Source organism: Sphingobacterium sp. MAE, from assembly GCF_056711605.1.
The window spans coordinates 2,220,691-2,240,614 of sequence record NZ_CM160044.1; the positions used below are offsets into that span (position 1 = coordinate 2,220,691).

At 37.2% G+C, this 19,924-nt stretch carries 20 protein-coding genes; 15 read left to right on the top strand and 5 right to left on the bottom strand.

Annotated elements, in window-relative coordinates; translation table 11 throughout:
- Window positions 1-67: 67 nt before the first annotated feature.
- A complete protein-coding gene (locus AC06G9_RS09365) occupies window positions 68-289 on the bottom strand; it encodes a hypothetical protein (protein WP_045756290.1) in 222 nt (73 codons plus the stop codon).
- Window positions 290-1,128: 839 nt separating this feature from the next.
- On the opposite strand from AC06G9_RS09365, the gene AC06G9_RS09370 reads away from it, so the two are divergent.
- A complete protein-coding gene (locus AC06G9_RS09370; RefSeq protein ID WP_480957995.1) occupies window positions 1,129-3,255 on the top strand; it encodes a catalase in 2,127 nt (708 codons plus the stop codon).
- A gap of 86 nt (window positions 3,256-3,341) precedes the next feature.
- Here the strand turns inward: AC06G9_RS09370 and AC06G9_RS09375 are convergent, their stop codons facing one another.
- Entirely contained in the window at window positions 3,342-3,866 is a 525-nt protein-coding gene (locus AC06G9_RS09375; RefSeq protein WP_480957996.1) for a YceI family protein, read from the bottom strand.
- A gap of 617 nt (window positions 3,867-4,483) precedes the next feature.
- Between AC06G9_RS09375 and AC06G9_RS09380 the strand changes: the two genes are divergently transcribed.
- Entirely contained in the window at window positions 4,484-5,467 is a 984-nt protein-coding gene (locus AC06G9_RS09380; RefSeq protein ID WP_346570002.1) for an aldo/keto reductase, read from the top strand.
- A 388-nt stretch (window positions 5,468-5,855) separates the two neighbouring features.
- A complete protein-coding gene (locus AC06G9_RS09385; RefSeq protein ID WP_293924897.1) occupies window positions 5,856-6,380 on the top strand; it encodes an ExbD/TolR family protein in 525 nt (174 codons plus the stop codon).
- Window positions 6,381-6,440: 60 nt separating this feature from the next.
- On the opposite strand, the gene AC06G9_RS09390 is transcribed toward AC06G9_RS09385, so the two are convergent.
- Window positions 6,441-7,010, bottom strand: a complete 570-nt coding sequence (locus AC06G9_RS09390) for a hypothetical protein (RefSeq protein ID WP_480957997.1) — start codon at window positions 7,008-7,010, stop codon at window positions 6,441-6,443.
- A gap of 445 nt (window positions 7,011-7,455) precedes the next feature.
- On the opposite strand from AC06G9_RS09390, the gene AC06G9_RS09395 reads away from it, so the two are divergent.
- The 8 genes from AC06G9_RS09395 to AC06G9_RS09430 all read left to right on the top strand — a co-directional run bounded on the left by AC06G9_RS09395 (window position 7,456) and on the right by AC06G9_RS09430 (window position 14,264).
- Window positions 7,456-8,109: a flavin reductase family protein gene (locus AC06G9_RS09395; RefSeq protein ID WP_480957998.1), complete on the top strand. Its 654-nt coding sequence runs from the start codon at window positions 7,456-7,458 to the stop codon at window positions 8,107-8,109.
- Window positions 8,099-9,349: an NAD(P)/FAD-dependent oxidoreductase gene (locus tag AC06G9_RS09400; RefSeq protein WP_480957999.1), complete on the top strand. Its 1,251-nt coding sequence runs from the start codon at window positions 8,099-8,101 to the stop codon at window positions 9,347-9,349. The genes AC06G9_RS09395 and AC06G9_RS09400 overlap by 11 nt, the downstream gene beginning before the upstream one ends.
- A gap of 189 nt (window positions 9,350-9,538) precedes the next feature.
- Window positions 9,539-10,165: a hypothetical protein gene (locus AC06G9_RS09405; RefSeq protein WP_480958000.1), complete on the top strand. Its 627-nt coding sequence runs from the start codon at window positions 9,539-9,541 to the stop codon at window positions 10,163-10,165.
- A 65-nt stretch (window positions 10,166-10,230) separates the two neighbouring features.
- Window positions 10,231-11,037, top strand: coding sequence for a helix-turn-helix domain-containing protein (locus AC06G9_RS09410; RefSeq protein ID WP_045756373.1), 807 nt, complete (start codon window positions 10,231-10,233; stop codon window positions 11,035-11,037).
- Window positions 11,038-11,121: 84 nt separating this feature from the next.
- A complete protein-coding gene (locus AC06G9_RS09415; RefSeq protein ID WP_480958001.1) occupies window positions 11,122-12,069 on the top strand; it encodes a nitrilase family protein in 948 nt (315 codons plus the stop codon).
- A gap of 224 nt (window positions 12,070-12,293) precedes the next feature.
- Entirely contained in the window at window positions 12,294-13,598 is a 1,305-nt protein-coding gene (locus AC06G9_RS09420; protein WP_480958002.1) for a DUF2931 family protein, read from the top strand.
- A 38-nt stretch (window positions 13,599-13,636) separates the two neighbouring features.
- On the top strand, window positions 13,637-13,888 hold the full coding sequence (locus AC06G9_RS09425) for a hypothetical protein (protein ID WP_480958003.1): 252 nt from the start codon (window positions 13,637-13,639) through the stop codon (window positions 13,886-13,888).
- A 34-nt stretch (window positions 13,889-13,922) separates the two neighbouring features.
- Entirely contained in the window at window positions 13,923-14,264 is a 342-nt protein-coding gene (locus tag AC06G9_RS09430; RefSeq protein ID WP_480958004.1) for a hypothetical protein, read from the top strand.
- Window positions 14,265-14,463: 199 nt separating this feature from the next.
- On the opposite strand, the gene AC06G9_RS09435 is transcribed toward AC06G9_RS09430, so the two are convergent.
- Together AC06G9_RS09435 and AC06G9_RS09440 are read right to left on the bottom strand one after the other, a co-directional pair.
- Window positions 14,464-15,720, bottom strand: coding sequence for a right-handed parallel beta-helix repeat-containing protein (locus tag AC06G9_RS09435; RefSeq protein WP_480958005.1), 1,257 nt, complete (start codon window positions 15,718-15,720; stop codon window positions 14,464-14,466).
- Window positions 15,721-16,290, bottom strand: a complete 570-nt coding sequence (locus tag AC06G9_RS09440) for a hypothetical protein (RefSeq protein ID WP_480958006.1) — start codon at window positions 16,288-16,290, stop codon at window positions 15,721-15,723.
- 526 nt (window positions 16,291-16,816) lie between these two features.
- On the opposite strand from AC06G9_RS09440, the gene AC06G9_RS09445 reads away from it, so the two are divergent.
- The 4 genes from AC06G9_RS09445 (at window position 16,817) to AC06G9_RS09460 (ending at window position 19,881) form a co-directional block, all read left to right on the top strand.
- The gene (locus tag AC06G9_RS09445) at window positions 16,817-17,116 is read left to right on the top strand and encodes an ArsR/SmtB family transcription factor (protein ID WP_248753911.1); all 300 of its coding nucleotides are present in this window, start codon (window positions 16,817-16,819) and stop codon (window positions 17,114-17,116) included.
- A gap of 312 nt (window positions 17,117-17,428) precedes the next feature.
- A complete protein-coding gene (locus AC06G9_RS09450; protein WP_211322277.1) occupies window positions 17,429-18,415 on the top strand; it encodes an LLM class oxidoreductase in 987 nt (328 codons plus the stop codon).
- A gap of 109 nt (window positions 18,416-18,524) precedes the next feature.
- Window positions 18,525-19,124, top strand: coding sequence for a hypothetical protein (locus tag AC06G9_RS09455; RefSeq protein WP_480958007.1), 600 nt, complete (start codon window positions 18,525-18,527; stop codon window positions 19,122-19,124).
- 175 nt (window positions 19,125-19,299) lie between these two features.
- Complete coding sequence (locus tag AC06G9_RS09460) at window positions 19,300-19,881, top strand: Crp/Fnr family transcriptional regulator (RefSeq protein WP_346570012.1); 582 nt, start codon at window positions 19,300-19,302, stop codon at window positions 19,879-19,881.
- Window positions 19,882-19,924: the final 43 nt, after the last annotated feature.

Genomic DNA, 19,924 nt, shown 5'->3' on the forward strand with positions numbered 1-19,924 from the left:
ACCGACATTAATAATGGATAGCTTGATAATTTGTAAGGATTTAAAGTGTTTGTGTAGCTATAATTCCTTATCGGGTAAAAGCAAAGTAAATAACATAAAACCAGCTTAAAATTCCGTGTAGAATAGCCCAAAGAATGGATTTGTTACGGTCCCAAGAAGTAACTACTGCGATTACGGATCCTAAACCAATACCCGATGTAGTCACAATTTTTGTGTTTTCAGTAAATTCCTGTCCAAAGACAATGGAAGTCGTTAACAATAAGAATACAAATAGTGTTAATTTTTTCATGATTTATAGTTTTAGTTTGTTTTCTATATTTTGTGCATTTATATGGTCATAAACAACATGATCAGCATATTTGTTTAAATATTTAAGTCCGAGATTTCCCAGATCTTGCATATTAATATATTTTACATTTTAGAATAAGATAAGTTAAGAGTATAAAATCATATTGACAAAAAGAAATGAGGCAAGTTTACTTTGCTATTTTGATCTTAATTAATCTAAGAATTAAAGGTTGGCTCTTAAATAACTGATGTTAAATGACACTTATTATTTTACTCTATACGGGGTTGGGTTTGTAAGCTAAAATGTAAACAGGAGCTATCAAATAAATCCCCTAGCTCTTGTTGAGCTAGGGAATCTGAGCATGGTTAAATTAAACAGGTGGAAATGCAGACCACTTGATTAAATCGTTCAAAGCATTTACATCTTGAAGATTATAGGCTTCTCATATGGACATGGCTAATCTTCAATACTGTTGCCGATTTGAACTAATACTAAGATAAAGACGATTTTAAAGGTCGTGTTAGCAGATCATTGACAATTTTATGGTTAGATCGTTGACAGAGAAATTGACATATATGCGTCAGTTTATGATCAATAAAGGGCATGCTGATTGAATAAGGTGCTGAAAATGAGTAACGCTTCAAGTCGATCATGTTGAATGGAAAACCTCGGATCTTAAAATGAACGAGGAGCATGAGATCAATTTGTCTGATTCATTTTTTGCATGCAGTTGATCGCGCGAAAGGAGAAACAATTTTACGTTTAAGTTGTTTATAGTTTAGTGTCGGTTGTATATTACCTCTGGCATGTGCTAATCTTCATCAATAACTACTATAAACATGGCTAAGCAACAAGAAAACAAAAAAGTGCAACAGATCCAAGACCATACTATTGACAATGCTAACCGGGTATTGACAACGAATGATGGTGTTCCGATCAATGATAACAACAATATGCTCAAAGCAGGAGAACGCGGCCCTGCACTTATAGAAGATTTTATTTTTCAAGATAAGCTGGCTCATTTTGATCGTGAGCGCATTCCAGAGCGTGTAGTACATGCGAGGGGATCTGGTGCTCACGGTGTTTTTGAAGCGAAGGTTGATATGTCCAAATATACCAGTGCTGCTTTTTTGAAAAAAGGAACAGTCACACCCTTATTTATTCGCTTTTCAACTGTTGCGGGATTTAAAGGTTCTACCGATCTGGCCCGCGATGTGCGGGGTTTTTCGGTGAAATTTTATACCGAGGAAGGTAATTATGATTTGGTTGGAAACAATATTCCAGTCTTTTTTATCCAAGATTCGATGAATTTTCCGGATTTGATCCATGCCGTTAAACCTGAACCTAACAATGAGATGCCACAGGCGGCATCTGCCCATGATACCTTTTGGGATTTTATTTCTTTAATGCCAGAATCTGCACATATGCTGATGTGGGCAATGTCAGATCGTGCCATTCCGCGTTCATTTAGAATGATGGAAGGCTTTGGTGTACATACTTTCAAATTTGTCAATGCAGCCGGTAAAGGTACTTTTGTGAAGTTTCATTGGAAACCTAAATTGGGGGTGCACTCGGTCGCATGGAATGAAGCACAAAAAATATCAGGCTTTGATGCAGATTTCTTAAGACGTGATCTTTGGGAGAATATTGAAAAAGGTAATTTCCCGCAATGGGATTTAGGGGTACAGCTGGTGCCCGAAGAGGATGAACATAAATATTCATTTGACTTATTGGACGCGACGAAGATCATTCCTGAGGAAGTGATCCCGGTGACGATCATCGGTACAATGACTCTTAATCGTAATCCCGAAAATTTCTTTGCTGAAACGGAGCAGGTAGCGTTTGATCCGGGGCGTTTGGTACCGGGTATAGATCTGACCAATGATCCTCTGCTACAAGGACGTATATTCTCTTATGCAGATACACAAAATTACCGTTTGGGTGGGCCTAATTTTCATGAGCTTCCGATTAATAGACCTGTCAATGGTAAACACAACAATCAAAAAGATGGTTTTGGAAGACAGGATATCTTAAAAGGAAATGTGAGCTATTTCCCTAATAGCTTAGGGGGAGGATGTCCTTACCATGCCATGTTGAAAGGCGAGACAGGATTTAAAAGTCACGAGGAGAAAGTTGATGGTCATAAGGTAAGGCGCAGGTCTTCATCTTTTGCTGATCACTTTACTCAAGCTCGTTTGTTCTTTAATTCGCAGTCAACACCTGAAAAGGAACATATCATCAGTGGTTATAGTTTTGAGCTCTCTAAGGTGAATTCTGTTGATATCCGTAAACGTGAACTGGCGATCTTGAATCAAATCGATCAGGAGCTTGCTAAAAGGGTAGGTGCCAATCTTGGATTAACTCCACCAGCACAACTGGATGAATTAACCTTGCAGTTTGCACGTCAAAATCATCCTGATTATCCGATACAGGCGCCTAAACCAGAAGTTGAAAAATCGGCAGCATTGAGTATGGCTACTGCTCCAGGTGAAGGAACAATAGAAACACGGAAAGTTGCTTTTCTAGTTGCAGATGGTGTCAGCAGAGCATCGGTCGATGTGATGAAAAAGGCACTGGAAGCTGAAGGAGCAGAGGCTGTATTAATATCCACACATACTGGGACAGTAAAATTTAAAGATGGTGGTGAAGCAGAAATCCAACATACCTATCTGACCGAGGCTTCCGTTTGCTATGATGCATTTTATACACCAGATGGAGATTCGGTTGCGGCTTTGGAAGATGAGCCTGATTATATTCACTTTATCAATGAAGGATTTAGACATTGTAAGGCTTTGGCTTTTGCAAAAGGAGCAGAAAAATTGATCGCTGAATCGTATATCGCGAAGCAAGAAAAAGATTCGGGTCTGATATTGGAATCTGGTCATAATCTGACTGCAGATTTTATTACTGCGATGAAGGGCCATCGTGTATGGGACCGAGAGAAAGTACGTAAAGTACCGGCTTAATCAAGTGTATTCACAAATCATATTCAACGTAAAAAAGTCATGCTTCTGATTGGTGCATGACTTTTTTAATAAAATGCTATGTTGTTTTATTTCGTAACGATGAATTGTAAATCTGCTTGAAATTTGACTTCGTCACTCACCATCAATCCACCTGTTTCTAATGCTGCATTCCACGTTAATCCGAAATCCTGACGGTTGATTTTACCAGTTGCGGTGTAACCGATTTTTTCATTACCCCAAGGATCCTTGGCTAATCCGCCAAATTCAACATCTACAGTAATTGATTTGGTCACTCCTTTGATGGTTAGATCTCCTGTTAATTTGATATCATCCCCATCTTTTGTGCTACTTGTCGCATGAAAGGTAATCTCTGGATGAGCTGATGCGTCAAAAAAATCTGAGCTTCTTAAGTGTTCATCGCGTTGCTCGTTTTTAGTATTGATAGACGCTGTTTTGATGGTCAGGTAAATTTTGGCATTTTCTAAATGGTTGGATTCACTGTCTACCGTAACATCGAAATCTTGAAATTGACCTTTTACGTTAGTAATCATCATGTGTTTTACTTTAAACTCAATTTCACTGTGTGCTTTGTCTAAACTCCAATTTGCCATAATTTTAATATTTAAATTTGTTTATAATTTTTTTTATTTTTCTTCTTCTTATTTATGCTACAAAATTAGCATATCCTTTTGTTATAATTATTGACCTACATCAATTTCGTAATTACAATGTGAGGTGTGACAATAGTTAAACAAAGGTGCCTCCTATTGGTTTCAATTTATTTTCGCAAATTGATTTAGTAGTGATTTAATGTAGAATAAGGTATAAGGCAATTTTAAAACCACTTGTTGGATTTTTTGTCAAAAAAGTAGGTTAATTGATCCAGGATAGAAATTGAACCTTATGAATTTTATGATGTAATACATCAAGTATATCGATCGCATACCTGAAAAAATGTTGAAGGTCAACTTGCTATATCCAATGCTGTACCTCTGAATCGCCCGACTAGCTGGGTAAAATAAAAACAAAATGTCACAGTAAGTAGCCGTACAATGGTATGGGTATGTCAGGTTTTACTTTTACCGTAAAGGCTGGTTTGAAAATAGAACGAAACAACCGACCATGTTAACTGTTTTATAGGTATAGGACCGTAAGAAATTCAAAAATTTCGATTGATAGGGATCTTAGATGTGAATTTATGTTTTGATATATTAAAAATAAAATAAAAATGGAATATAGAAAATTAGGTGATAGTGAATTAGAGATTTCAGCGATTACTTTTGGCGCTTGGGCAGCTGGCGGCTGGATGTGGGGAAGTACGGATAGAACCGAAGCTATCGAAGCCATTAGAGCTTCTTATGACGTTGGTGTAACTGCTATTGATACAGCGCCCATCTATGGACAGGGCACTAGTGAAGAAATCGTTGGTGAGGCGATCAGAGAAATTGGTCGCGACCGGGTTCAGATTTTAACTAAATTTGGTATGCGCTGGGATTTGGCAAAAGGAAATTTAGCGATGCACAGTAAAAACAATTCGGGTGAGGATATTGATATCTATAAATTTGCGGGTAGAGATAGTATTATTTACGAATGTGAACAGAGCTTGCGACGTTTGGGTACAGATTACATTGATCTCTACCAAATTCACTGGCCCGACCCCACGACAGGGATGGACGAAACTTTTGAAGCAGTTACCCGTTTGATAGAACAAGGTAAGGTACGTTATGCTGGGGTTTGTAACTATAGTGCGGCGGAAATGGAGGAAGCTGAAAAAACATTAAAATTAGTTTCTAACCAAGTCCCATTCAGTATGGTCAATCGGGATATCGAGCAGGAAACAGTTTCGTATTGTGTGGTTAATAACAAATCAATCCTAGCGTATAGTCCATTGGAGAGAGGTTTATTGACAGGTAAAATCACTGCTGATTATCAATTTCAACCTGGTGATCACCGCGCAAAATTACCACATTTCCAGCCTGATTTTATTACTAAAACAAATGATTTACTGGCGAAAATAAAACCAATTGCAGATCAGCATCATGCAACTTTAGCCCAATTGGTATTACGGTGGACTATCGAAAGGGCAGGGATTACCATTGCACTGGCAGGGGCAAGAAATGCACTGCAGGCGGTTCAAAATGCTAAAGCGATCGATATCCATTTAACCCAAGAGGAAATCGAAACCATCAATGAATTTGTTAATAATTTTTAAAGGGATATCGCGAAAGAAAAAGAATTATTTCACAACTTAATCGGTTTATTTGATCAAGTATTTAAGTGCATCGGGGAACAAAATACCTTTGTACAAGATCTGAGGTTATTTTTGCCAGATCTAATTGCTGTCGGTAGAAGATGGCGTATTTGTATTTTTCATGTGCCAGACTGCCGAAGGATGACAATCGGAGCGATGGAAAAAATAGATCAGTATTGCCTGACCGTATGTTGAAGGTGAAATTACCTTAAGATATGCTCCTCGATTTTAAATAAAGCTGTTGTGATAAAACTTTATATTTTTATTGAAATTTAATATGGAATAAGTGTCATGGGGGCATCCTATAAAAGAGTATAAACCAATTTATATCCTTTTAATCTAGAATGTCATGGCAGAGCTAAATCAAAAACAACCGCAAGCAGGGAAAAAGAAAATAAGAAGTAAAAAATTGGCTCCGAAGGTCGATCTTACTGCGATGGTGGATCTTGCTTTTTTATTGATCACTTTTTTTATGTTGACCACCACCTTAAGTAAACCGTATCGATTAGATGTGGCGATGCCGGACAATCATGGAGAAAACCCTTTATTGCTAGACGAAAGGCGTGTAGTTTCCCTGTTATTGACAGATAAGGGATTGATGTGGTATCATGGCGATTTTAATCATCCCATATCAAAACCGGAGTTTACTGATCTCAGTAAGACAGGGATAAGAAAAGTCTTGGATCGTCTAAAAGCAGAAATCCCTCCAAAGGCTGACGGTAAGGATATGATCGTCTTGATTAAACCGAGCAAGGAAGCTCGTGCTGTAGATGTGATCCAAGCGTTGGATGAGATGAAACAGGTGGATATCAAACGTTATACCATCAGTAAAATCGGAGACGACGAGGAAAAGATGGTTTTAGCTATGCTTTAATTTGCTGTTCTCGAATGATCCTTGTATCGCTTCGTCAGGTGAGGACGAAGCGATACTCTTTTAATTTTTATCCAATTTTTGCCAGAAATTGGTAATTTGTATTTTGATAACCTCGGGTAGTTGACCATAATTGTCCGAATAGGTCGTGTTTTGATAGCTATCATCATGGTCTGCCTGAAGTCTGTAAAACTGTTTTTTGTAGAGAATTAAGGCGATACAGCTCAGCTGTTTTTGCATATCCTCCTTTGGATGTTTGGAATATACAAAAATAGCGTCAAGCCTACCATCTTTATCAGCATCGAAAAAAGATTTTCGTGCATCCCATACGGAGGTGACAATCCCTTTTTCGGATACATCATCTTCGGCAACAACGGTCCATTTATCAGCTATTTTTTGAAACTGTTGGATATAAAGGTGATCGGGATAGGCATGACGCTCTTCTTTGGAGAACACAATATAATTATCTTCTTGAGGCGTGGTGATGTGCTCCACCTGAAGTACTCTTTTTCCTTTATAGGGAAAACCAGACTGCTCGAAATTTGCTTTATTGACCGAAATACTGGTTATCTGTGCATGAGCGAGGCTGATACTGAATCCCAAAATCAGAACTGCTGCAAACTGGTTGATCATATACTTAGAGTTAGTTTACTTTTAGTTGTATTTGGTTTAAAAATAGTTATTAATAGTGAAACATGCTATTTTTTAGTAATCAGAATTTATGAATCTAATGATGTGATCAAAATTGGGAGAATAAACATCCTATTCGTTATGATCAAAAATAATCATTTTCTGAATACTAAACTTTTCATAAAATCAACTTGATACTTGCAAATAATATAGTTTACTATTGTTCTTTAACTTTTTAATTAATGTCTTTTTTAGGAATTATAGTCATGTATTTACAGTTTTGTAAAATATAAATCTGTATTTTGGTATATAATAATACTTAAATTGTATTTTTATCTTTTAAAGCTTTGGTATATGTATTGAGTCCTTAATTTAAGGCTGTATTTTTATGTAATCAATGCTTGATGATATTGGTTTAGGTTATATTTGAAATAAGATGATTTAATAGATGAAAGCAATAAATAGAAGTGAAATCGATGAAATGGATAAATTCTATCGAATCAATCTGATTAATAGTTTGATCGGTGTAAAACCACTGAATCTATTAGGTACATGCAATCGGGCGGGTACAACTAATCTAAGCATTATTAGTTCTGCATTTCACTTAGGCGCTCTTCCGCCCTTGCTGGGACTGGTGATGAGACCACAGCGCGAACACAACGATACGCTTAACAATATACAGGCTACTGGGCAGTACACGTTGAACAATGTATTGCCAGATTGGTATAAACAAGCGCATCAGACCAGCGCCAGTTATGCTTCGGGAATATCTGAATTTGATACATGCGGCTTTCATGAATGGTATAAAGAAGATTTTAAAGCTCCATTTGTCCAAGAATCTACTGTGAGAATAGGTTTGGAGTTAAGAGAAATTATAGATGTCGCGATCAATGGAACGACAATCGTCATTGGTGAGATCGTGCAGCTACTGATTGATGATTTGATTGTTGAAGAGGGGGGGACGGTGGATCATATTAAAGCCGGGTCTATGGCTGTATCTGGATTAGATCGTTATTTTATTCCGCAATTTGTGGGGTCTTTATCTTATGCAAAACCAGGTACTGAACCTCAAGAAATTAAAAATAAGAATCATGGAAAGTAACGATGTAGATGTACTTATTGTTGGCGCCGGGATAGCCGGTCTGACTGCTGCTAAAATTTTAAAAAAAGCTGGTAAATCGTTTAAGATAATTGAGGCTTCGGACAGGATAGGCGGAAGGGTAAAAACCGACGAGGTCGATGGGTTTTTACTCGATCGCGGTTTTCAGGTTTTACTGACGGCTTATCCGGAAGCGCAACATTTATTGGATTATGAAGCACTCGAGCTTTGCGCCTTTGATCCTGGAGCACTGATTTTAACAAAAAAAGGCATCAGTACTGTAGGTGATCCCATTAGAAAACCATCGTCTTTGATCAGCACCATATTTTCTGCTGTAGGAACAATTGGTGATAAGTTGCGCTTGCTCAAGCTAAGAGCCTATCTTGGTCGTAAAAGTATCAATGATATATTTTTAGAGGAGGAATTAACTACTATCGATTATCTAAATAAGAAGGGGTTTAGTGAGCAAATGATGACGCTTTTCTTTAAGCCATTTTTATCTGGAATATTTTTAGAAGATGAATTGAAAACATCAAGTCGGATGTTTGAGTTTGTTTTTAAAATGTTTGCTGAGGGGGATGCTGCGATTCCTGCAAAGGGTATGGAAATGATTCCTTTGCAATTGGCTAAAGACTTTTCTCCAGGAGATGTTATTTGCAATCAGAAGGTGATCGAATATGGTCAAAAATTTGTTAAGACACATACAGGCTCTATTTATAACGATAACTTTGTTCTTATAGCGGCAGACGAATTAAATGTAACTCCTGCTCATCAACAGATTTTACAGGGATATCAAGCTGTGACCAATATGTATTTTTCAGCCTCTAAAAAGCCATTTAATAATCCCATGATTGCATTAAATACATCGAAAAGAAAATGGGTCAATAATATTGCTGTTATGAATAATATTTCTTCAAGATATGCTAACAATGGCAGTGCCTTAATTTCTCTTTCATTGTTAGGGGATTATACTCATATCATTGAGGCAGATCTACAGAAAAAAGTGATCGATGAACTCACATCATGGTATCCTGATGCTGTTCATTGGAAGCATGTGAAGACTTATCATATTCCTTATGCTCTGCCTAATGATGAAAAAGTATTTGATGATCTAGATGATCACATGTTTAGATTAAGGGATAACTGTTTTGTTTGTGGCGATTACCTTTTAAACGGTTCCATCAATGCTGCTATGAAAAGTGGCAGAAAGGCTGCTGAAGCTATTATAAAGGACATGATTTAAAAATTTTATTTTTCTTTTCGTTGGTTTTGTTTTTTGATTTGTCGAGATCCTGGATTTAAATATCAGGAATTGTTAGCGTATTATGCTAATTTTACATGCACTTAATTTGATATTCATCCGTAGATCAGTTCTAGTATGCTTCCAAAGGACTTGAAGTGGGTTGGAACTTAAACTAAAGCAATATTCATCATGAAATATTTGAAATCAACATTCTTCTTACTGACACTAGGTCTATTTTCAGCTTGTAATCAAAGTGGAAATGTCACTACAGGGAAATCTAAAGCGGTTGCGGAAATACCGTTTGTTAATACAAGGGCCTTGCTTGAAGACTTGAAAAATAGGGTAGTAGAACTATACAAATGGAATGAAGTACAAAGCAGTCATGTAGATTTTGAGCCACTGCTGCAGCAAGAAATGGATAGTGTATATGTGGGACTTGATCTCGCACGACATGAGCAACGACTTGCTGAACTGAGGGAAACTAATTTTTTTACGGATCATTTTGTTGAAAATTACGATCAAATAGCCCGAACCATCGATGAGAAGTTAAAGGACAAATCCAAAATATGGTATGTAGGTGAGCTTCCGCCATTTGGCAATGGCGCAAATCCGTGGTGCAATTGTCAAGATAATCCAGATAAATATTGGGAAAATATTATCTTAAAAAATGTTCATATGAGCAATGGAGATGCCATCTTCAGCTGGTCGTGGGGTGGTGACTTTGGATACAAAGCTAAAGCTGTACTGGATCATGGGCTGTGGAAAATAGATTATCTGGAAGGATTTGACCCTAAAACGTTTATCGCTTCTGAATAAATAGGGTGAGCCTATCGCTTGTCCTATTATCTTTCTTATCTTTATTAAATTAGCACCTTGAGATTATGCAGCTTTATCCAACATTGATGCTTTCTAATATTGTAAAACACTACTTGATCATTAGGCATGAACAGGAGGTGTTTGCCAATTATCGTTTATTTTCTGATGGTAATCCCGGTTTGGTGTTTCATTTTAAAGATCCGTTTTTACAAGAATCTGATCGTCATTCGAACAGTGTGCAGCCTCATAGTTTTCTTTATGGACAGATGACGCATTTTAATGACATTCGATCGGTCGGTAAATTGGATATGCTGATCGTGGTACTTCAACCTCATGCCCTACGTGCTTTGCTAAATCTATCTGCCTCTGAATTAAACAATACAGTTGTACCTTTGCGCACCGTCTTTGGTCAGGAAGGCGACGATATCGAAAATCGGGTTTTGAGCAGTGCGAATCGTGCTGAAGCGATAACAGCGATCGAGCAGATGTTAGTTTCGAGAGTAAACCGGTTTCAACATGAAGATGGACTGATAAATGGTGCTTTAAGGTTGATCTATCAAGCAAATGGGATCATTGCTGTGGCGGATATCATCAATGAGCTTCCCGTTACAGAACGGCAGTTGGAACGGAAATTTAAAGAGCAGGTCGGAATTGCTCCTAAAAAATTTATAGATGTGATCAAGTTTCAGTATTTCCTTAAATCATTGCAAAAATCTAGATCTGAGGTTACACTTTCTCAGATTGTATATGCGAGTGGTTATTATGATCAGGCGCATTTGAATAATTTCTTCAAGCGACATGTAGGTGTAACACCCACACAGTATCGTAACAATGATCATCTGCTTGCGATCAACTTGATGCAGGTATTATAAAATGAAATTGTCGGTTTTTTACAATGTATTTTTAGGGCGTCCAGCTAATTTTGAATCATTAGTGGTTTATAAATTTAGATATCAATGGAAAACTTAAAAATTGCCAGTGTACAGTTTGAAAATCGTAGCGGCGATAAAACCTATAATCTTGATCTGATCAGGCAATTGGCAGCAGAGGCAGCGGGGCAAGGAGCAGATGTAGTTGCCTTTCATGAATGTTCGATCACCGGTTATACCTTTGCTCGGAACTTGTCCCGGGAGGAGATGCTGGATTTGGCGGAACTGATCCCTGATGGTCCGTCTGTCAAATCCTTAATAGCAATCGCTAAGGAATATCAGATAACAATCTTGGCCGGACTATTTGAAAAAGACGCTTTAGGAGCTCTTTTTAAAGCGTATATCTGTGTAGATGAAACGGGGCTTATCGCTAAACATCGGAAACTACATCCGTTTATCAATCCACATCTTTCTGCGGGAACAGCTTATACTATTTTTGAGATAAAGGGTTGGAAGTGTGGAATCTTGATCTGCTATGATAATAATATCATTGAAAATGTGAGGGCGACTACTTTGCTTGGTGCTCAGGTTATTTTTATGCCTCATGTGACGATGTGTACCCCTTCAACACGTCCTGGAGCCGGATTTGTAGATGCGGAATTGTGGAAAAATAAGGAAGAAAATAGCGCGTTGCTTCGAGCTGAATTTGACGGATTGAAAGGCCGTAGCTGGCTGATGAAGTGGCTGCCTGCCCGTGCATATGACAATGCTATATATGCTATTTTTTCAAATCCTATCGGTATGGATGATGACCAGTTGAAGAATGGCTGTGCGATGATTATCGATCCTTATGGTGACGTGATGGCCGAATGCCGTTCATTGGACAATGAAATTTGTATGGCAGAATTGACTGCTGATAAATTAATGAAAGCGGGAGGATATCGGTATATCAAGGCGAGAAGACCTGAATTGTACAGCGATATTTTGGGGAAAGATCATCAGAGTGAACAAAAGGTGGTCTGGTTGGATCAATAAATCGCGCGGTACATGCCTGCTATGAGCTATGACTCTAACAATTGGTATGTATGTTGAACATAAACGATATACCTGCAGTCTGAACAGATTGGGGTACCGTTTTTTAATGTTTTAAAATCAGGATGAGTTGTGTATATTTGGTTATCTTGCTTCTAGCCTGTACGACATTTATTTAATAGCACTTCATCTTTCCACAAACCGCTCATCATGATAAACACTGGCATATGAATAGAACACACCTCCGTAAAATTTTTCTAATCGCCGGCGCCATCACTGGTTTTGGATTTTTATTTTATCTGTGTCTAGGCGATGGTGTTGCATTTGAAACGCAGGGTCTCTGGGCTAGTTTTGCAAATCTTTTCGGTATTCTGATACTCTTCTCACAGTTTATACTCCATTTTATTGTACTGCTGATCATTTGTGGTCGAGGTAAAAAAGGCACAGAACTGACATTAAAACAAAATTGGATAATCGGTATATACTGCTTGATTGCTGTGATCTTCAATATCGTATTGATCTTGAAGACAACGACCTTTTCTCGGGCAGAGATGAGTGTGGAACGAGAGTGGCGTAATTCGGAAAAATACTATTGGGAACCTGCTATCTCCAATCCTGAGGGGTACCCGGTGCGGGTGCTGGAGGGACGTTTTTTTATTTCATCGTGGAGCAGAAATAATGCTTTTCCTGATATCGATGACAAATTTTATGATTCGAGGTGGGGTTTAGGAATGACTACTTTTATTAGTCAAGATCGGGGTAGTATGGTGATGCCAGATAGTTTAAGGCTGACTTGGTATTCTGTTGTTGAGGATTGTTATTATAAGCTTGAGGTATCCTTAGATAAAGAAAAAATAACCCAATTGTTTAAAAAAGGATTTGAAGCAAAAAACCACAACGGTGTATTCCACCGCACCTATGATGAAATCATTGTTGGACTAGCACCTGGTGGCGATGTGGCACTTTGGGTGGGAAGCAATTGGGGTAATGCAACCGAAGTGAGTTTTTATCAGGCGCAAAAATTAGATACTATAGCGATAGAGCCTGCCAGGCGTCAAGAGGTTCGGGAAGAATTGACCAGACTGAGAAAGGGCAAAGATTGGGTCGAGCAAGTTCATACTACGGATGATCTGATCCCATATGATAAATGGCGTAAAAAATATCGACAACCTTACGGATGGACTCTTCAATTTGTCAAGGACGGGGTTTTGGATAATCCAGAATTAGAAGTTGAATTTTTTAACGGTGAAAAGTTTACACTAATCGATAGTACATTGTCTCAAAAAAACTTTCCTGCGCAAGCTGTACCTGCCTCTTTGTTTCTTAAATGTAGAGGAGAAGATGGTAAAATGAAGCGGGAGTATGTGGTCTTTGATGAGGAAAATATCTATAATACTTTTGAAAAACTAACATTAAGTAAACAAGAAATAAAGGTGATCGTAACGTGTAAAATCAATAAACAGGGAAAAATAGAGCAGGTAACTGCTCAAAATAATAGAGAAGAGTTTCCGTTAATATTAAAAAAGGATTAAATAGTGAAAGTGGTTTAGCTAAATTACAAAAGTAACATATGAGTGATAAATTGATTAATCACGACCTTAAACGGATTAATATTGTGAGCGTATTCTTTTTGTCAATAGGAACTCTGTTGACTGCTGTTGGCTGTAAAAGTGGGAATGCTAACCATGCAATAAGTCATGAAGAGCGTAACATTGATAAGCAAAATACAAATAGGGCCATCGATAAAAATAGGAAACAAAATCCTATCAATAGATCTATGAAAAGTGATACCCTAATAATTTCTACAAAGCATACCCCCTAACGTTGTTTTATGTGATATGGATGGAGATAACCGCATGGATACTGTATATATCGTCCAACATAAAAAGAATCATAAATATGGTCTTAAAATAGCTTTTGGGAATAAAAAAATTGCGTGTTTAGGAATGGGACAGGATATATTGGGACAGGGTTTTGATGATATTGAATGGGTTTGTATTTTTGAAATAGCTCCAAAAGGAGAGATCTATTATAATAATGTCAATGATGAAGGTGAAATTATTACAGAAGAACAGGTAAATGAAAATGATAAAATAAAACTTCCGAATGATGGTATTTTCATCCATCAGGCCGAAGCTTGTGGCGGTGGTATCATTTATCTCCATGATGGTCATTTTGCTTGGATACAACAAGAATAAAGCAAAGTATGCCCATTAGGATCTGTTTCTCATTTACTCAATTATAATTGATAAATATCGCTGATGAAAGAAAGTGGAAAAACTAAATAGAATTTTAGCTATACTGGATCAGATGTAGAATAGCAAAGCGGATATCAAACTGAAACGGCCTATCTCGGTTTAAGAGATAGGCCGTTTTTATGTTTAAAGATATGTATTTTTAATGATATGGGTACATCAGTGGTTTGCCATTGATCGTGTTATTGTTGATCTGAGCATTGATGACACGTTCAAATAGAATCTCTTTTTTATTCCAGTGGAATGCAGGATATTGGGTGTTGGTTTTGATTTTATTGTTATTGAAGATAATGCCATCTACTGATTTTGCGTACAGGATCGGTTTATCAAAGGTATAAAAGTCGTTGTTTTCAATCTTGATGCCGCTATGAAAATATTTTTTCTGGTTTTTTAAATCAGGGATCTCCGGATAGATGGAAATAACGGCATTGGTAAATTGGAACATATTGGTGAGTGCATTGATAAACGTGTTGTTTCGAATCGTGATATCTCGGCATGTTCCGGTTTCGTACCAACCGTTGCTATCACCGCATAATAATATAGCTGTTCCGGACGTATGATCAAAAAGGTTGTTTTCTACAACTGTTGTTTGAGGAGTGCTGAATAATGCTCCGCGTGCTCTGTTATTGCGTACCGTATTGTTTTTGAATGTTACTTTTGGAGTCCAGGTTAGATTCTCGATACCGATATCCAGCTGAGTAGGATCAATGTATTCATCCAAGGGGTTGGTGAATACAATCTTAAAATCCTGTATCGGATCACTGTCTTTTTTGCGGAGTACTTCAATAGACTGAATATGATTTTTATGGTCCCAAAGTTCCATGGTTTTGGACTGTATAAACTGTACGGAGTCGCCTGTATATCCCCAATCAAAACCATAGGATTGTTCGTGCATGTATCTGGCAAGAATAGTTTTATTATCCAATTTTTGAATGACTTTTAAATAAGTGCCATGTATATTGATGGCGTCGTCCATCATGTTTTCATATAGACCATTATTGGAAACAATGACACCTTTACAGCCAGAGAAATGTGTGGCATCTGCCTGTGCGGTAAAATAGCGCGGATCGTTTTTGCTTCTTAATGCGACTTGAAATTTGTTCAGATAAATATTGTCCGTTAGTTGTGCCAGTAGCCCCATTCCTTCGGCATAGTGTATGCTTATGTTTTCTAAATGAATGTCTTTTCCTTTATGGACAAAAATACCAGGGTTAGGTCTATGCCAGCTTCGCATAGCGACAATAGTACCAGGTATCAGTTTCGGATTTTTCCACTTATAGGCTCTAATGATACCTTTTGATATTTCGGAAACATGTGTTGTACCTACTGCGATATCGCTGCTGTTGTAAACGATGTGCTTTGTTTTTTCTTCAAAAGCGATGCCTGCTGTGGGGCGCATTTACCAACCTTCGCCTGTGTTATAAAATGTACTATCATGGATGGTATAGGTGACCCAAGGTGCTGTTTGATAGGTGATGATCCCTGATGCAACATCATTTTCCAAAATCTTGACTTGACAGATCTGCGGTCGCTCGAAATCGATGTGGATATTTTTGAGTGTCAGGTTATTATTTTCAACCAAGGAAATCGGTAACATCCGGCCGTGAAAGATAAAATCAGAACCTTGACCATCTATGGTGATATTTTGATATTGTTCTAAGGCTATACCGACTGTTTTTGGATTTTCTTGGTCATGGTTGGAGATGTAATATACTTTCTGTAAAGCACCTTCGGCATGGAAGTCATAACGCCCTTTCTGAAACTTGATGATAATGGGGGTATTTTTTCCCGCTTCTGCCACAACTTTTTGGATCGCTTGATTGATTGTCGGACTGCTGTTTTTCCCAGTATTGGGATGAATGCCATACTTCGCCAAGTCGTAAACTTTTGGACTTGGATTTGCCTGTGCTTGAAAACTAATAAAGGAAAGGAAGATCACCGTTATGTTATTTTTTAACCAATTGTGCATGATGTATAAGTTTGGGTGTTATCAGATTTAGGGTTGTCTATATCGAAGATTTAATCCCGATATAAGATAGGCAAACATACGCTAATAGATCAGGATTTCAAAGAATATTGGAGCTCTGCGAGCTCTGAAAGTAGATTGTAATCAGATTCATACACGATTTAAACATCGGGTAAAAGATGGATTTTTGGTTTTGTATTCTTGATTTTTGTCATGCATTTATCTGCAAATGATTTATGCAATCGTTTGTTAGTGCATGTTATTTGAAGCAATTCAGATGCATCATCTGAAAAACTTTTTCATTAATTGTGTACATTTAAGCATTTAAAAAAAATCAAAAATAGATGCCCTTTACATGTTCTTATTCAGTATTAGTACTTGGCGTATTTGCGAAGACATTGATTTTTTGTAATAATTGTTGAGGGATGAGATATTTTTCTTAGTATATGATTTGGTAAGATGACATGAATTTAACAGAGATCAAGTCGATTTTAAATATGTTTGTATCGAGATTATTAGATATATAGATATGGTTGATATTTTTAAAATTTTGGCAAATGAACATCGCTTACAGATCTTGCATTGGTTGAAGAATCCAAAGAATCATTTTAATGCTGAGGATATCGAGCCTGAAGTGACAGATTATGGAGTCTGTATGAGTGTCATTCAGAAAAAAGCTGGTTTGTCGCAGTCAACAATTTCTTCTTATCTCACTTCTATGGTGAATTGTGGTTTGTTAAAATCTGTTCGAGAAGGCCAGTGGACTTATTATAAACGTAATGAAAAAAGGATTCAAGAACTTGCTTCCTATATTAAAGATACTTTGTAAAGGATTGTGTCAAGAGCTTACCAAGAAAGGTTGGTAATTTTTAGCTAGTGATTAACTCAGATGATGAGCATCAGAAATTTAATGTGAATTTCAGATTCTACCCATCTGTGAAATAAGGTATTTAAGTACCTTAATTTTTGAATTATTAACATCTAGAAATCTAGATATATCGAAATGATTTGTATTATGGAGGTCTATTCGTTTAACTATCGATTACTCACAAAGGTATAGGGATACCTTTATTTTTTTATTTTCTATATCTAGAAATCTAGATATATCGAATCATTAACACTTACAATTATTCTTAAAAAAATGATGTCCAGAAATTTTGAAAATCACAACGCATTTAATCGCGTATTTGCACCGAATAAACTTACAGTAGGTTTATTTCTACCTTTAGAAGTTTATCATGGGAACCTAACTATTTTCGCTCAACACACGGCATACATGAAACAAATTGACCGTTTAAATTTTGCTTCTATTTGGGTTCGGGATATCCCCATGTTTGATCCTAGTTTTGGTGATGCTGGTCAAGTGTATGATGCTTTTACTTATCTTTCTTTTCTTGCAGGACAAACAAACCAGGTCGCTTTAGCCACCGGTAGTATTGTTTTACCTTTTTGGCATCCTATTTCTCTTGCTAAGACAGCTGCTTCTTTAGATCAGTTGTCCAATAATAGACTGTTGTTGGGAGTGGGTTCAGGAGATCGATCTATTGAATTTCCAGCTTTTGGAATTGAATTTGAGCAACGTGGTGAACGTTTTAGGCAGGTATTGGAAGATTTTCGCCGTCTGCATACGGAGGATTTTCCCAAAATAAAGTCTGCTCTTACACACATCGACACATTGGATCTCTTACCTAAACCTGCTCAAAAATATATTCCCAGTTTAATAACAGGCGCTAGTCAGCAGTCTTTGTCCTGGATCGCTGAACATGGTGACGGCTGGATCACCTATCCTGGTGCGACAACATCAAAGATGCATGTAAAGCCCTTGGGTGATAAAATAAAAGCTTGGCGAGAATTAATTCCTCATCAAACCTTTAAACCCCATATGACAAATGAGTGGATTGATCTAGCGGAAGATCCTAATTTTCCGCGAACTCCTTTACGTGGAGGTTTTGTACTTAAAACGGGAAGAAGGGGATTGTTGGATCTACTTTATGAATGGCAGGAAGTCGGAGTTAATCATGCTGCTTTAGGTATTCATTTTAGCTCAAGACCTATTGCTGATGTTATAAATGAATTGGGAGAGGAAATATTGCCCTATTTCCCATCACTAGGAGAAATAAAGCGGTAAGGAAATTGATCGTGATTTAATGTACAGGATTTGGATAAAATAATGTACATTAAATCGTCAAAAAGAATTTGATGAAAAACTCTTTTTGACAGCACTAAAGATAAGATCGATGGGAATAGACAACAACGAAATTTTAAGTTTGCGAATTAAAAATAGGAAAAAGATCTTTTTCTCGGCTTATATGATCATGACAATGCTGTTGCTGGTCGATATAACAGCTATTCTGCTTTGGCAGATCAGCTTAGCAGGGTATTGGACAGATAGACTGGTCTTCTGGACATGGTTTTTGTCAACTTTTGCATTTTTGATCGTTTTCTGGAAAAGCATTTTGACTAAGATTTATTTGTTTGTTTTAATCTTAGGCGTGTTGATGAGTATTGTTCCAATGATGTTGCCATTTTACGGCATTTTGTTTTCAAGTACAGGCATGGAAAGACGATCGTATTATACTCCCGAATATGGAAAGTATAGGGTACAGCTGATACAGAGTGTGATGTCTCGTCCGCGTCTACAAATTATAGAAAATAAGGGTATTGTAGAACAAGTAATATTATTCGCGGATGCTGATTTTCTAAAAAGTGATCATGTTAAAGTTGGCTATGAAAGCGTCATTCGGCTTGATGTGCTCAAAGACAGTCCAGATAGCCTCACATTAAAATTTTATACACCTTCACAGCAAATAGAGAAAAGTTTTATGAAGCTAGACTAATGTTAATTTTTAATTTAGCTTGAAGTAGTAAAGGGTATTATGGATTAAATAGGCTTAATTAATGCCAAATGTAGCTTAGAACGATAGATGAGAAAAGTAATAGATGGTGTCGATATAACACCATTGTTCAACAAAACAAAATTATTTAAGTTTGATAGGATATAAAAATCATTACATGTTCGACGTACTATTTTCCCATATTGAGCACAAAGTAGCATTATCAGATGCGGAGAAATCAGCAATTGCTGCATTTTTTACTTTTAAAAAAATTAGAAAGAAACAATTTATACTTGAAGAGGGGGACATCTGTATGCATCTTTCTTTTGTCAATAAAGGGCTTATCAAGTCTTATCGTCTTGATGAAAAAGGAAATGAACACATTAGCTTATTTGGTTGGGAGGGTTGGTGGATTTCTGACTTTAATAGTTATATTAATCAACAACCTGCTACACTGTATATCGATGCGGTGGAGGATACTGAACTCTTTCTGTTATCGCGGGCTGCATATGATCAGTTGACTCTTGACGTTCCGATTATGGACAGATATTTTCGACTGTTATATCAAAATAGTTTGGTTACAAAAGATGAACGCTTGATCAGCTCCAATAGCTATTCAGCGGAAGAAAAGTTTCAGAGATTGATCCAATCTAATCCTGAAATCATGCGACGTGTACCCCAGCATTTGGTTGCTTCGTACCTCGGTTTGGCTCCCGAAACACTGAGTAGAATCCGAAAAAAATTAGCTTCAACGGACTAATGTGTTGATCTGGATCAATGAAATTTCTTGACTAGGATCAACT

Coding starts and splice junctions, on each gene's coding strand:
- AC06G9_RS09365 (WP_045756290.1), bottom strand. CDS start 289: ATGAAAAAATTAACACTATTTGTATTCTTATTGTTAACGACTTCCATT.
- AC06G9_RS09370 (WP_480957995.1), top strand. CDS start 1,129: ATGGCTAAGCAACAAGAAAACAAAAAAGTGCAACAGATCCAAGACCAT.
- AC06G9_RS09375 (WP_480957996.1), bottom strand. CDS start 3,866: ATGGCAAATTGGAGTTTAGACAAAGCACACAGTGAAATTGAGTTTAAA.
- AC06G9_RS09380 (WP_346570002.1), top strand. CDS start 4,484: ATGGAATATAGAAAATTAGGTGATAGTGAATTAGAGATTTCAGCGATT.
- AC06G9_RS09385 (WP_293924897.1), top strand. CDS start 5,856: ATGGCAGAGCTAAATCAAAAACAACCGCAAGCAGGGAAAAAGAAAATA.
- AC06G9_RS09390 (WP_480957997.1), bottom strand. CDS start 7,010: ATGATCAACCAGTTTGCAGCAGTTCTGATTTTGGGATTCAGTATCAGC.
- AC06G9_RS09395 (WP_480957998.1), top strand. CDS start 7,456: ATGAAAGCAATAAATAGAAGTGAAATCGATGAAATGGATAAATTCTAT.
- AC06G9_RS09400 (WP_480957999.1), top strand. CDS start 8,099: ATGGAAAGTAACGATGTAGATGTACTTATTGTTGGCGCCGGGATAGCC.
- AC06G9_RS09405 (WP_480958000.1), top strand. CDS start 9,539: ATGAAATATTTGAAATCAACATTCTTCTTACTGACACTAGGTCTATTT.
- AC06G9_RS09410 (WP_045756373.1), top strand. CDS start 10,231: ATGCAGCTTTATCCAACATTGATGCTTTCTAATATTGTAAAACACTAC.
- AC06G9_RS09415 (WP_480958001.1), top strand. CDS start 11,122: ATGGAAAACTTAAAAATTGCCAGTGTACAGTTTGAAAATCGTAGCGGC.
- AC06G9_RS09420 (WP_480958002.1), top strand. CDS start 12,294: ATGAATAGAACACACCTCCGTAAAATTTTTCTAATCGCCGGCGCCATC.
- AC06G9_RS09425 (WP_480958003.1), top strand. CDS start 13,637: ATGAGTGATAAATTGATTAATCACGACCTTAAACGGATTAATATTGTG.
- AC06G9_RS09430 (WP_480958004.1), top strand. CDS start 13,923: ATGGATACTGTATATATCGTCCAACATAAAAAGAATCATAAATATGGT.
- AC06G9_RS09435 (WP_480958005.1), bottom strand. CDS start 15,720: ATGCGCCCCACAGCAGGCATCGCTTTTGAAGAAAAAACAAAGCACATC.
- AC06G9_RS09440 (WP_480958006.1), bottom strand. CDS start 16,290: ATGCACAATTGGTTAAAAAATAACATAACGGTGATCTTCCTTTCCTTT.
- AC06G9_RS09445 (WP_248753911.1), top strand. CDS start 16,817: ATGGTTGATATTTTTAAAATTTTGGCAAATGAACATCGCTTACAGATC.
- AC06G9_RS09450 (WP_211322277.1), top strand. CDS start 17,429: ATGATGTCCAGAAATTTTGAAAATCACAACGCATTTAATCGCGTATTT.
- AC06G9_RS09455 (WP_480958007.1), top strand. CDS start 18,525: ATGGGAATAGACAACAACGAAATTTTAAGTTTGCGAATTAAAAATAGG.
- AC06G9_RS09460 (WP_346570012.1), top strand. CDS start 19,300: ATGTTCGACGTACTATTTTCCCATATTGAGCACAAAGTAGCATTATCA.